General features: G+C 57.5%; 7 protein-coding genes, 1 other RNA gene and 6 pseudogenes. 4 read left to right on the plus strand and 10 right to left on the minus strand.

Annotated features, from left to right (window positions below):
* Positions 1-37: 37 nt before the first annotated feature.
* Entirely contained in the window at positions 38-706 is a 669-nt protein-coding gene (locus tag N7E01_RS02865; RefSeq protein ID WP_289174575.1) for an RlmE family RNA methyltransferase, read from the minus strand.
* Between N7E01_RS02865 and N7E01_RS02870 the strand changes: the two genes are divergently transcribed.
* Positions 690-1,298, plus strand: coding sequence for a YhbY family RNA-binding protein (locus N7E01_RS02870; protein ID WP_289174576.1), 609 nt, complete (start codon positions 690-692; stop codon positions 1,296-1,298). The two genes, N7E01_RS02865 and N7E01_RS02870, sit on opposite strands and share 17 nt — an antisense overlap.
* 74 nt (positions 1,299-1,372) lie before the next feature.
* Here the strand turns inward: N7E01_RS02870 and greA are convergent, their stop codons facing one another.
* Both greA and N7E01_RS02880 read right to left on the minus strand, forming a co-directional pair.
* Positions 1,373-1,849, minus strand: a complete 477-nt coding sequence (gene greA / locus N7E01_RS02875; RefSeq protein WP_289174577.1) for a transcription elongation factor GreA — start codon at positions 1,847-1,849, stop codon at positions 1,373-1,375.
* 169 nt (positions 1,850-2,018) lie between these two features.
* Positions 2,019-3,340: pseudogene (locus N7E01_RS02880) on the minus strand (solute carrier family 23 protein).
* 51 nt (positions 3,341-3,391) lie between these two features.
* Here N7E01_RS02880 and N7E01_RS02885 point away from each other — a divergent pair.
* Complete coding sequence (locus tag N7E01_RS02885; RefSeq protein WP_289174578.1) at positions 3,392-3,865, plus strand: YchJ family protein; 474 nt, start codon at positions 3,392-3,394, stop codon at positions 3,863-3,865.
* On the opposite strand, the gene N7E01_RS02890 is transcribed toward N7E01_RS02885, so the two are convergent.
* From N7E01_RS02890 to carA, 3 genes and pseudogenes are all read right to left on the minus strand, one after another.
* A complete protein-coding gene (locus N7E01_RS02890; RefSeq protein ID WP_289174579.1) occupies positions 3,857-4,615 on the minus strand; it encodes an SDR family oxidoreductase in 759 nt (252 codons plus the stop codon). The genes N7E01_RS02885 and N7E01_RS02890 overlap by 9 nt on opposite strands.
* An 18-nt stretch (positions 4,616-4,633) precedes the next feature.
* Positions 4,634-7,861: a carbamoyl-phosphate synthase large subunit gene (gene carB / locus N7E01_RS02895; protein ID WP_289174580.1), complete on the minus strand. Its 3,228-nt coding sequence runs from the start codon at positions 7,859-7,861 to the stop codon at positions 4,634-4,636.
* A 9-nt stretch (positions 7,862-7,870) separates the two neighbouring features.
* Positions 7,871-9,024 (minus strand): annotated as a pseudogene (carA, locus tag N7E01_RS02900) (glutamine-hydrolyzing carbamoyl-phosphate synthase small subunit).
* Positions 9,025-9,267: 243 nt separating this feature from the next.
* On the opposite strand from carA, the pseudogene N7E01_RS02905 reads away from it, so the two are divergent.
* Both N7E01_RS02905 and N7E01_RS19240 read left to right on the plus strand, forming a co-directional pair.
* Positions 9,268-10,052, plus strand: a pseudogene (locus tag N7E01_RS02905) (transaldolase family protein).
* Positions 10,028-10,153 (plus strand): annotated as a pseudogene (locus tag N7E01_RS19240) (transaldolase); the annotation flags it as partial. The pseudogenes N7E01_RS02905 and N7E01_RS19240, both read left to right, overlap by 25 nt.
* Positions 10,154-10,159: 6 nt before the next feature.
* On the opposite strand, the pseudogene recR reads toward N7E01_RS19240, so the two are convergent.
* The 4 genes and pseudogenes from recR to ffs all read right to left on the minus strand — a co-directional run bounded on the left by recR (position 10,160) and on the right by ffs (position 13,508).
* Positions 10,160-10,767, minus strand: a pseudogene (recR, locus tag N7E01_RS02915) (recombination mediator RecR).
* A pseudogene (locus N7E01_RS02920) lies at positions 10,767-11,091 on the minus strand (YbaB/EbfC family nucleoid-associated protein). The pseudogenes recR and N7E01_RS02920 overlap by 1 nt, the downstream one beginning before the upstream one ends.
* A 71-nt stretch (positions 11,092-11,162) precedes the next feature.
* Entirely contained in the window at positions 11,163-13,391 is a 2,229-nt protein-coding gene (locus N7E01_RS02925; RefSeq protein ID WP_289174582.1) for a DNA polymerase III subunit gamma/tau, read from the minus strand.
* A 19-nt stretch (positions 13,392-13,410) separates the two neighbouring features.
* Positions 13,411-13,508: signal recognition particle sRNA small type (ffs, locus tag N7E01_RS02930), an RNA gene on the minus strand.
* Between the last annotated feature and the right edge of the window lie 9 nt (positions 13,509-13,517).

The following is a 13,517-nucleotide window of genomic DNA, read 5'->3' on the forward strand; positions in this document are numbered from 1 at the left end:
AACGGTCATTCTAACCCGTTAACCAACAAATTGTGGCTCAAGACTTGAGACGACGCCCGATTAAAAAAGTTTCAGAGGACTTGTCCCGGGATGCCTTGGGCTTGCGTTCAACCACCCTGACAAAATGCCGCTTGAACGATTCGACAATTTGCGAAAACCCGCTGCCATGAAACGCTTTGACAATAAGCGCCCCATCGGGTTTAAGATGATTTACTGAAAATTCTAACGCCAAATCGCAAACATGCTGAATACGAGCTGAATCAGCGACCCCCACACCTGACAAGTTGGGGGCCATATCTGAAATTACAAGGTCCACTTTCTGGCCCTGCAAACGTGCTTCCAGCTGATGCAGAACGTCATCGTTGCGGAAATCACCCTGAAAAAACTCGACGCCGGCAATGGGCTCCATGGGCAATAAGTCAAGGGCAATTACCCGACCTTCCAGCACCCCACCCGGCCCGACAAGGCGCTCGCGCACCACCTGCGACCAACTGCCGGGCGCTGCACCAAGGTCAACCACAATGTCCCCTTTGCGCAATAACTTTTCGGTATCGAGAATTTCCATGAGTTTGAACGCTGCCCGGGCCCGATAACCCTTTTGTTGCGCCATTTTCACATAGGGGTCATTTATGTGCTGTTGAACCCACTCTTTTGAGAATTTTTCTTGGCCATTCCCGTACAATTCAAATATGCCCAAACTAGACATTACTTCGCAAGAACGCGCCGCACTTCGTGCGCGCGCCCACCCGTTACGCCCCGTCGTCCTTGTCGGCGACAAGGGCCTGACCGAATCGGTCATTGCCGAAATCAACCGTAATCTTACCGCGCACGAACTGATCAAAGTGAAAGTTGGCGGTGCTGAACGCGACGAACGCGACGCCATGCTCGAGCAGCTGTGCGACATGCTGTCTTGCGCACCGGTACACCACCTTGGCAAAACACTGATCCTGTTCCGGCCCGATGCCAAACAGGTCAAGGCCGAACAAACGGCCGAATTCGCCACTCGGGCCGTTCGCAAACCTACCGAACCCCACACACCCAAAAAGCTGGCTGCCGCAGGCGGGTCATTGACACGCAAGGCATCCATTGCTGAACGCGCTGCGCGCAAAACAGAGCGTCTTCAAAATGCCGCACCCAAAGCAAGGCGTGAGGCAGGTACGGCCGCGGCACGCGCCCTTGCCAAGCCTTCCGCCGGTCGTCCTGGTGCAGGTAGTGCCGGGCATGGCATTCCTCGCCGTGCCGGCAGCGCCCTGTCGCTCAAGGCCGGGGCTCGCCGCTCGACAGTGAAACCACGTTAAAAAACAAAAGCCCGGCACACTTTGTTTGCACGGGCTTACATTGACCTGATTGGCGCCATCGCGTGGCGCCGGTTTCAGACGTAACTGATCGACAGAATTTCGTACTCACGAACGCCTGCCGGCGCCTTGACTTCAACGACATCGCCTTCGCCTTTGCCGATCAGGGCGCGAGCAACGGGGCTGGACACCGAAATGCGGTTTTCACGGATATCCGCTTCAAGATCACCCACAATCTGGTAAGACACACGGTTGCCAGACTCAAGGTCCTCGATTTCCACCGTGGCGCCGAAAACAGCCTTGCCTTCGGCATCAAGCTCAGCCGGATTGATAACCTGGGCATTGGACAACGTACCTTCCAGTTCCTGGATACGGCCTTCAACAAACGCCTGGCGCTCGCGCGCTGCATCGTATTCGGCATTTTCAGACAAATCGCCCTGTGCACGCGCCTCGGCAATTGCGTTAATGATCTCGGGGCGCTCGACTGTTTTCAGCCGATGTAATTCTTTTTGCAAGCGCTCAACGCCACTTACCGTTAACGGGATCGCAGACATAATGCTTCCTGAAATAAAAAGTAAAAAAGACGCCCCCAAAGGAGCGCCCGATTGGTAAACCACTTGATTTGAAAGATTCAAAGCAAATCCCCGGTCGATGACAACCGGGGATCTGTAGGTATTGTCGGCAAATTTGACTTAAAAAGCAAGCCCTTGCGTTTTTTGTGTTTTATACCGCACTACCCTTGGATCGACGCAGCAGCGCGTAGAGAATAATCGCGCCGAACGTTGCAGTACCGATTCCGTCAAGACGGAATGCACCCAGCTCGATGGAGAAATTGCCGGCACCCAGCACCAGCGTGACTGCCGCAACGATCAGGTTACGGTTATCGCTGAAGTCAACCTGGTTGACGACCCAGATACGTGCACCGGCAATGGCAATCAAGCCAAACACGACAATCGACATACCGCCCAGCACTGGGCCCGGAATCAACTGGATCAAGGCACCGAACTTGGGTGAAAAACCCAAAAAGATGGCGATGAAAGCTGCCACCACAAACACCAGTGACGAATAAATGCGTGTCACCGTCATGACGCCGATATTTTCAGCATAGGTGGTCACACCCGTACCGCCTACCGAACCGGACACCATCGTGGCCACACCGTCACCGACGAAAGCACGGCCCAGATACTTGTCAAGATTTTGCCCTGTCATGGCGCTGACCGCCTTGATATGCCCAAGGTTTTCAGCGACCAGAATAATCGCGACAGGAACAATCACCGTCATGGCGCTGGCGTTGAACACGGGGCTGGCAAATGTCGGCAAGCCGAACCAGGCCGCCTGCGAGATACCGCTGAAGTCCATGGGTTTGCCCAACCCGAAACCATTGGTCAATACCGCATAAATGGCACAGGCCAGAATCAACCCCACCAGGATCAGCAGGCGCTGGGTAACTCCGCGCGTATACACGGCCACCCCGCCCACACACAGCACGGTGATCAATGCCATCACGGCCTCGAATGTTGACCCGCCCATCGCACCCTTGGCCGCGATCGGTGCCAGATTCAGACCGATTACAGCCACGATGGCACCCGTAACGACAGGGGGCATCCAGGCTTCAATCCAGTCGGACCCATTCGCTGAACGGGCATTAAGCCACCAGACCAGCAGCCCGATCAGGGTATAAACCAGACCGCAGACGATAATGGCCCCCAGCGCAACCCCGATATTGGCGTTGGCACCACCGCCTGCGTAACCTGTCACGGCGATAACACCGCCGATGAAGGCAAAACTGGAGCCCAGATAGCTGGGCACCCGGCCACCCACAAACAGGAAAAAATCAGTGTCCCGACCCCGGACATTAAAATGGCGACGTTTGGATCAAACCCCATCAACAAGGGGGCCAGAATCGTTGAACCGAACATCGCCACAACGTGCTGCGCCCCCATGGCCACGTTCTGGGGCCACGACAGGCGTTCGTCGGGTTGAACCACACCGCCATGCTGATCAGGGTTAACCTGACGCCATTGCGGAAAATATGAATTTGACATTGATATGCCTTCTTGAAGTTGTTGGTGAACAGAGTGCTTCCCTTTGCAGGCGTGAGTTTACGGTCACCGCACGACATCGGCAACAAGATTCACCCCAAAAACCATGAAGAAAAAAACATCAATCTTGCCCTGCCCATGCGGGGGCTACCCACAGGGGCACCCTATGAAGCGTGTTGCGGTCGCTATATCAGTCACAACGCTGACGCACCGGACGCCCTGCGTCTGATGCGGTCCCGCTACACGGCCTACACCCAGGGAAACGCCGATTATGTCAGCGCCACCTGGCACGCCACAACACGGCCCGCCACTTTGATGCTGGCCATGCCAGATACACCGCACGCCACCAAGTGGCTTGGGCTATCCGTGCATACCTTTGAAGTTATTGATGAGGCCCATGCCCAGGTGCGCTTCACCGCACGCTATCGGGACGGCGGCAAGGCGTTTCGCATGACTGAGCTCAGTGACTTCGTCAGAGAAGACGGGCAGTGGTTTTATGTCGAAGGCGTGGTCGAAACGTCAGCCTGACTGTCGTGGCTTGCGTTCGCGTTTTGCCGCAATACGGTCGTACACGTGGTCAGGAACGCAACGCAACAAACGGGCGACCCAACCCATTTGCCACGGGATGACCGTATACGACGTACCCCGGTCTATCGCCTTGACCGCCTGACGGGCAAACTGATCAACCGGCATGAGGAACGGCATTTTATAGGGGTTCTTTGCCGTCATGGGGGTACGGATGAAACCGGGAGCCAGCGTCACCACCTTCACTCCGGTACCGTGCAATTCCACCCGCAGGCTTTCACAGTAGTTGCGAACCGCCGCCTTGGACGCACTGTACGCCCCCGCACCCGGCAACCCGCGCACGGCCGCGACACTGGCAACACCCACCAGCGTACCGCGTCCGGTTGACTTCATGGCACCAACAAAGGGCTCGAACGTTGACACCGTTGCCATCACGTTGGTTTGCATGATGCGCTCAAAGACATCGAAATCTTCGCTCGCTTCAGTAAGCGTACCTACACTGATTCCGGCAGATGCCACGACAACATCAACCGGCCCGAGCGCCAGAAATGCATTCGCCGCCGCATGCAAGGCTTGCCTGTCGGTAACATCGAGCACGTACACCTGATGTTGACCCGGCATGGACTCGGCAAATTCACGCAAGGCAGCTTCGCGACGCCCGACCAGACCCAGCTGATAACCACGCGCCGCATAAAAACGGGCGAGCGCGGCGCCCATGCCGCTGCTCGCCCCGGTGATGAATACGCGCTGCATGCGACGTATCAGCCTTGATCAGGCATGCAGGGTTTGCAAGCTGTACACCTTGAGGCCACCGCCCTGACGCAGATACTGCAAGCCTTCGACCGCCGCACGCGCACCCGCGATGGTGGTAAAGAACGTGACGCGAGACGCCAGCGCGACCGTACGGATATGACGGGAATCAGCAATGGCATTGCGACGTTCTTCAACCGTGTTGATGACCAGGGCAATTTCCTGATTCTTGACCATGTCGACAATGTGAGGACGCCCTTCGGTGACCTTGTTGACAACCTGGACCGGAATACCGGCTTCGGCAATGGCTGCCGCAGTACCGCGAGTGGCGACAATGCTGAAACCCAGATTGACCAGACCGCGCGCGACTTCAACCGCCTTGGGCTTGTCGCGGCCCTTGACACTGATGAACGCAACGCCAGATTCAGGCAACGTAACGCCTGCAGCCAGTTGCGACTTGACGAAGGCCTCGCCGAAACTTTCGCCAACCCCCATGACCTCACCGGTTGACTTCATTTCAGGGCCAAGAATGGTGTCAACACCCGGGAACTTGACGAACGGGAAGACCGCTTCTTTGACCGAGAAATAACGCGGCACGACTTCTTCGGTAACACCCTGGTTGAGCAGGGTATTGCCCGCCATGGCACGCGCGGCAATCTTGGCCAGCTGCAGGCCGGTTGCCTTGGAAACGTAAGGTACGGTACGTGAGGCACGCGGGTTGACCTCGAGCACGTAGACATCGCCATCCTGAATGGCGAACTGCACGTTCATGAGGCCCTTCACGTTCAGGGCACGCGCCATCAGGCTGGTTTGGCGTTTGATTTCAGCAATGGCCTCTTCAGACAACGAATACGGCGGCAGACTGCAGGCCGAGTCACCCGAGTGAACCCCGGCTTGCTCGATGTGTTCCATGACACCGCCAATAAACACGCGCTCGCCGTCGCAGATGCAATCGACGTCGACTTCAGTGGCGTTGTTCAGGAAGTGGTCGAGCAGCACCGGCGAATCATTGCTGACCTTGACTGCCTCACGCATGTAGCGTTCAAGGTCTTGCTGTTCATGGACGATTTCCATGGCTCGACCACCCAGTACGTAGCTGGGACGAACTACCAGCGGATAGCCGATTTCGGCGGCCAGGGCAATGGCTTCGCCTTCGGTACGGGCCGTACGGTTGGGCGGCTGACGCAGACCCAGTTTGGTGAGCAATTTCTGGAAACGCTCGCGGTCTTCGGCAATATCGATGGACTCGGGGCTGGTACCGATGATGGGCACACCATTGGCCTCGAGGGCGCGCGCCAGTTTGAGCGGCGTTTGCCCGCCATACTGGACAATCATGCCAACCGGATTTTCTTTGTGAACGATTTCCAGCACATCTTCAAGCGTCAGGGGCTCGAAATATAGACGATCGGACGTATCGTAGTCGGTGGATACGGTTTCAGGGTTGCAGTTGACCATGATGGTTTCGTAACCATCGTCGCGCAGGGCCAGAGCCGCGTGCACACAGCAGTAGTCGAATTCGATACCTTGACCAATGCGGTTCGGACCACCACCGAGCACAATGATTTTCTTGCGGTCGGTCGGCTCGGACTCGCACTCTTCCTCGTAGGTCGAATACATGTACGCCGTTTTGGTGGCAAATTCAGCAGCGCAGGTATCAACACGCTTGTACACCGGACGCACTCCGAGCTGATGACGCACCTTGCGAACTTCTGCTTCCGAGGTATCGAGCAGGAAGGCCAGACGACGATCGGAAAAACCACGACGCTTCAGTTCGCGCATGGTGAGCTGATCAATATCTGCCAACGTTTTTTGCTCGAGTGCCAGTTCGATATCGACGATTTCCTTGATTTGCGCCAGGAACCACGGATCAATTTTGGTGAGCTGATGCACTTCGTCAAGGCTGAAACCCTGGGCGAAGGCGTCGCCCACGTACCAGATGCGCTCGGGGCCGGGCTCACCCAGCTCGATCTGCAGCTTTTCGCGGTCGGTGGTTTTCTGGTTCAGACCATCAACACCCACTTCGAGACCTCGCAAGGCTTTCTGGAAAGACTCCTGGAAGGTACGGCCAATGGCCATGACTTCACCGACCGACTTCATTTGCGTCGTCAGGCGGGAATCGGCTTGCGGGAATTTTTCGAAGGCGAAACGGGGAACCTTGGTAACGACATAGTCGATTGAAGGCTCGAACGAAGCCGGCGTTGCGCCCCCGGTGATTTCATTACGCAGTTCATCGAGGGTGTAACCCACAGCCAGACGCGCAGCCACTTTGGCAATCGGGAAACCCGTCGCCTTGGAGGCCAGCGCTGACGAGCGCGATACGCGCGGATTCATCTCGATGACGATCATGCGGCCGTTATGCGGATTCAGGGCAAACTGAACGTTGGAGCCACCGGTATCAACACCAATTTCACGCAACACCGCAATCGAGGCGTTACGCATGATTTGATATTCTTTGTCGGTAAGCGTTTGTGCCGGTGCAACGGTAATGGAGTCACCGGTGTGGACACCCATCGGGTCGAGGTTTTCGATTGAGCAGACAATAATGCAATTGTCGGCGCGGTCGCGCACGACTTCCATTTCGTACTCTTTCCAGCCCAGCAACGATTCTTCAATAAGCAATTCGTTGGTGGGTGAGGCCTCGAGGCCGCGACGACAAATGGTTTCGAACTCTTCAGGGTTGTAGGCAATACCACCGCCCGAGCCACCCATGGTAAAGCTGGGACGAATAACCGTGGGGAAGCCTGACGTACCCGTGTCTTCAGCGATACGGCGCTGCACTTCCCAGGCTTCTTCCATGGAATGCGCCACGCCCGACTTGGCCGACTCAAGACCGATCTTGGTCATGGCCTCTTTGAACTTCTGGCGATCTTCGGCCTTGTCGATGGCATGTGCGTTGGCACCGATCATCTCGACACCATGCTTGGCCAGCACACCATGACGCTCCAGGTCGAGCGCACAGTTCAGGGCCGTTTGCCCGCCCATGGTGGGCAGCAAGGCATCGGGCTTTTCAACTTCGATGATTTTTTCGACAGCCTGCCAGGTGATCGGCTCGATGTAGGTCACATCGGCCGTTTCCGGGTCAGTCATGATGGTGGCCGGATTGCTGTTGACCAGAATCGTGCGATAGCCTTCGGCCTTGAGCGACTTGCACGCCTGAGCGCCTGAATAGTCGAACTCACACGCCTGGCCGATGATGATCGGGCCGGCACCAATGATAAGAATGCTTTTTATGTCTGTACGCTTTGGCATGATGCTGAATTATTTTTGACCGGCCATGAGGCTGATGAATTTGTCGAAGAGCACCACAATATCGTGTGGGCCCGGGCTGGCTTCGGGGTGCCCCTGGAAGCAGAACGCCGGCGCGTCAGTGAGTTCGAAGCCCTGCAGCGTGCCATCGAACAAAGAAATGTGCGTGGTGCGGGCGTTGGCCGGCAAGCTGGACGCCTCAACAGCAAACCCGTGATTCTGGCTGGTGATGAACACACGGCCGGTATCCAGGTCTTGAACCGGGTGGTTGCCACCATGGTGACCGGTTTTCATTTTGACGGTTTGGGCGCCAATGGCCAGACCCATGATCTGGTGACCCAGACAAATACCAAACAGCGGAATTTTTTCTGGATAGCCGCTTGTGCAGTGGCTATGGCGTAATCGCAAGGTGCCGGGTCGCCGGGACCGTTGGACAGGAACACGCCGTCGGGATTGAGCGCAAGAACTTCTGCAACGGGCGTTTGAGCCGGCACTACGGTGATGCGGCAGCCACGGTCGACCAGCAGACGCAAGATGTTGGTCTTGACGCCGAAGTCGTAAGCGACAACATGATACGGGCTGGCGGGTGCGGCAGAAAACCCCTGCCCAAGCTGCCAGCTGCCTTCCGTCCAGGGGTGAGCGGCTTTGGTTGATACCACCTTGGCCAGGTCTTGCCCGTCCATACCGGTAAAGCCTTTGGCCAGCCGAACCGCTTCTTCAGCATCAGTACCCACGTAAATGCAGGCCCCTTGGGCGCCGCTTTCACGCAGAATGCGTGTGAGCTTGCGGGTATCAACGCCGGAAATGGCCACGATGCCCTGCGCACGCAGGTATTCGGGCAGCGACTGGGTTGAGCGGAAATTGGATACACGCAAGGAACAGTCACGAACCACCAGACCCGCCGCATGGATTCGGTCGGATTCGACATCTTCGGGGTTGACCCCGGTATTGCCGATGTGCGGGTACGTTAACGTGACGATTTGCCCGCTGTAACTGGGATCAGTAAGAATTTCCTGATACCCGGTCATGGACGTGTTGAAAACAACCTCGGCGACGGTATGTCCATCGGCGCCGATAGAGACACCCTTGAAGATGGTACCGTCCGCCAAAGCCAGAATAGCAGGAGAGGATGACGAAGTCCCCTCGGGAAATAGAGACGGCAGCACAGTAAACCCCGGTTATAAAGTCAATAAGTAAACCTTGGAATTATACCTTGAGAAGCGGGTCGTTTGAGATGCCGCTAAAATCAGAGCTTCCGCGGTGCGCACCCTGCCCGTCTGCCCACCCTTTCGGCCAACCCCGCATTCGCGCCTCAACAACCTGACTTTCTGATGCCAACCATGTCCAGTCAACTCGATTTATTGCGCCAGTACACCACTGTGGTTGCCGACACCGGCGACTTTGAAGCCATGCGCGAGCATCGCCCGACGGATGCCACGACCAATCCGTCACTGATTCTCAAAGCCGTACAAAAAGAGGTCTACCGGCCTTTGCTCGAAAAGACGGTGCACGACTTCCCCAAGGCCAGCCTGCCCGAGCTGACGGACCGCCTGCTGGTGGCTTTCGGACGCGAGATTCTTGCCATCGTTCCAGGTCGCGTGTCCACTGAAGTCGATGCCCGGCTGTCATTTGACACTGCGGCCACGGTAGCACGGGCACGCGACATCATCGGCTTGTACGCAGATGCCGGGATTGATCGCCAACGGGTGCTGATCAAAATTGCCTCGACCTGGGAAGGCATACAAGCGGCACGCATACTGCAAGCCGAAGGGATTGCCTGCAACCTGACGCTGCTGTTCTGTCTGCCGCAGGCCGTGGCCTGCGCCGCTGCGGGGTCACACTGATTTCACCCTTCGTTGGCCGCATTTATGACTGGCACAAAAAATCGGCAGGCGAACAATGGGATGAGGCCGCTCGTGCCGGCGTGAATGACCCGGGCGTGCAATCCGTCACCGCCATCTTCAACTACTTCAAATGTCATGGCATCGGCACTGAAATCATGGGCGCGAGCTTCCGCAATATCGGCCAGATCCAGGCGCTGGCCGGTTGCGACCTGCTGACCATCAGCCCCGACCTGCTGAGCCTGCTGGCCAGCACAACGGCACCACTGAAAAAATGCTTGATGTCGAGACTGCACGTCGCAGTCATGTTCCGGCGTTGGCTTGCGATGAAGCCAGTTTCCGGATGCAGCTGAATGACAATGCCATGGCCACAGAAAAACTGGCCGAAGGAATTCGGCTTTTCGTGGCGGATGCTGTCAAACTGGACCAGCTGCTGGACAGCGCACGGGTATAGCCAGTCTCAGGCGTTTCGCCGCTCGATCAGGGCCCAGGCCAGGGTGCTGGCGTCAACATATTCAAGCTCGCTGCCTGCCGGGACCCCACGCGCCAGACGCGACACCGTAAGACCCCGCGACCGGAGCAGGTCGGTAAGATAATGCGCGGTCGTCTCACCCTCGGAGGTGAAATTGGTTGCCAGAATGACCTCTTTGACCTGGCCGTCACACGCCCGTTCAAGCAAACGATCAAACTGCAGCTCGATGGGCCCGACTCCTTCCAGTGGGGCCAGACGCCCCATCAGGACATAGTACAGGCCCTTGTAGCCATGGCTGGACTCGAGCGTGTTCTGGTCAGCCGGTGTTTCAACGATACACAACTGCCCCGGGTCGCGCCGGGGTTGGCGCACAACGTACAAATGTCGTCTTCAGTGAAATTGTTGCACCGATGGCAGTGACGCAGATTCTGCAAGGCCGACAACAGCGCTTGTGAAAGCCGTTGAGCGCCGGCCTGATCGTTCTGTAACAGGTGATACGCCATACGACGTGCCGACCGAACCCCGACCCCCGGCAAACGGCGCAGCGCCTCGACAAGCGCCTTGAGCGGTTCAGGTTCGGGCAGCTGGGCGTCCATCAGAAGGGCAGCTTCATTCCGGGAGGCAGCGGCAAGCCGGCGGTAACTGCCGACATTTTTCTTGTGATGTGGCTTCCGCCTTGCGCAAAGCATCATTGAACGCTGCAGCAACGAGGTCTTCGAGCATGTCTTTGTCGTCTGCCAAAAGACTTGGATCGATTTCAACGCGCTTGACGTCGTGGCGACAGGTCATGGAGACTTTGACCAAACCACCCCGGATGCCCCGTCAACAACGATCTCGGCCAGGGCGTCCTGGGCCTTCTTCATATTTTCCTGCATCTGCTGAGCCTGGCGCATCAGGCCGGCAATCTGACCTTTCATCATGAGATGGATTTCCTGAAAGTGAAACTAAAAACTCAGGGTAGCCGCAACGGCAGCCACCCATCAACAAAAGACTACGCGGCCTTGCTTTCGGGCAAGTGCCGGATCGAACCTTCGATGACAGTTGCACCGAAGTCGTTCAGTAACTGAAGCACCACCGGATCGGTTTCAACGGCCTGCTCAGCCTCGCGCTGACGCGCAGCGCGCTCAGCCTGCGCAACCGCGTGTGCCGTGGCATCACCGGTTTCCCCGTACTCGACTTTCAGCCGGACAACCGTACCGAAGTGCTCGGACAAAAGTGTACACAACCTGGATTGGGCCTGTGTTTCGGCGAACAGGCGAATGGCCACGCGCAACTGCACTTCATCAGCATTGACAGCCACCCATTCGCTTTGGCGGGCGAGTTCGGCCGCCACACCAGTTGCAGGCAGCTGCGCAGCCAGCGCCGGCCAGGACGTGCTGTCCATATCGCGCAAGCGCGGCGACCGGATGCGCCGGGAGGTTTCAGCGGCAGGAGCCAGGCTGGCCAGAACTCGTTCAGGGATGTCATCGCCGGACAAGGCAAGCACATCACCCGGAACCGCATCGGCATCATCAAACCCGATACCCATGGTTTCAAAACCGTCGTCGGCCACCCAGGCGCCAGAGTCATCGGGGACATAACCCGAGACATCATCGGGCATGTCTTCCCAAGGCGGAATATCATCTGCAGAGGCCGCCGTCACGAACCCGGAAGCGCTGATCTGCGCTGGCTCGGGCGCTGCTTCTGACTTTGTTTCTGCTGGCAGCAATGCAGGTGCCGGCTTTGCTGCGGGCTCCGGCGATGAGGCAGTGGCAGACTCCGGTAACTGCTCTGGTAATTTTGGCGACGACTCTGCAAACGCTGACGCCTGCACTGATGCAGACACGTGCGAAGATGTTGATGCTGACGCTGGCAACGGCCCGGACCCTGGCTCTGAAACGTGTTTTATTGCTAGCCCGTCGACAGACGGGGCAGGCAAAGGCACAAGAGCAGGAGCAGACCCGGAAGCAGACTCGAGTAGAGGATTGACAGCGGATGCTGCAGGCACCGGCGTAAAACCGGTAGCCTGAACCTGAGAGATCTCTGACGACACGACGGGGGATACCGGCACCGGCACGACCGGCTTCCCGGATACGGCTCCCTGTTGAACGCCCGGCGACGGCTGAGCAACACGGTTGCCGCCACCATCATCGGGCGACACCGGAACCAGGGAAAGCATGCGCAGGCACGCCATTACGAACCCGGCATACTCATCGGGCGACAAGGACAATTCGCTGCGGCTGTGTACTGCGACGGTATAAAACAACTGGACCACATCGGGCGACAGCCGCGCCGCCAGGTTAACGATATCGGCAGAAACAGGATCGTCGGCCGGCGTTACACCCGACACCCGCTGCTCGATGGCAATACGGGATAAAAGGACACATAAATCGGCCAGGGCACCGGAATATGACAAACCGCGTGTGGCCAGCTCGTCGGCCACTTCAAGAACCGCGTGACCACTGCCCGCAGCCAGCCCTTCAAGCAGGCGCACCAGATAGCGTTGATCAATGGTGCCCAGCATGCCACGGACAGCCTCGGCGGACAGTTGCCCGGCACTGTAGGCGATGGCTTGGTCAGTCAGCGACAACGCGTCGCGCATGGACCCGGCAGCGGCCTGGGCAATGAGGCGCAAGGCCGGAACTTCGAAACTGATGTTTTCATGCTGCAAAACACCTTGCAAATGCCCGACGATAGATTCGGCCGTCATTTGCTTGAGGTTGAACTGCAGGCAGCGTGACAACACCGTAACCGGAATTTTCTGCGGGTCGGTGGTTGCCAGGATGAACTTGACGTGAGCGGGCGGCTCTTCGAGGGTTTTGAGCATGGCGTTGAACGCATGCCCGGTCAACATGTGGACCTCGTCAATCATGTAGACCTTGAAACGCCCTGCTCCGGGCGCGTACACGGCCTGTTCCAGCAACTGGGTCATTTCATCGACACCGCGATTGGACGCGGCGTCGAGCTCGACATAATCGACAAACCGGCCTTCATCGATCTCGACACAGGCACGGCACTGGCCACACGGTGTCGCGGTAATACCAGTTTCGCAATTAAGGGATTTGGCCAGAAGCCGCGACAACGTGGTCTTGCCGACCCCACGCGTGCCGGTAAACAACCAGGCATGGTGCAAACGCTGGGTTTGCAGGGCGTGCGTCAGTGCCCTGACCACATGATCTTGGCCTACAAGGGTGTCAAACGAGCGGGGCCGCCATTTGCGCGCCAGTACCAGATATGTCATGCAGTGTACGTATCAAAGAAAAGGCGAGCCTGACTTCGGCACTGGTTCTAAACGACTATGGCTGCTTCGTTCCCGACCTGACCAGGTTTGCCGCCGAACCATGCGAAGGGGCCCGCCACGCAGGAG

It is taken from the genome of Neopusillimonas aromaticivorans (assembly GCF_030344915.1).
GTDB lineage: Bacteria > Pseudomonadota > Gammaproteobacteria > Burkholderiales > Burkholderiaceae_B > Neopusillimonas > Neopusillimonas aromaticivorans.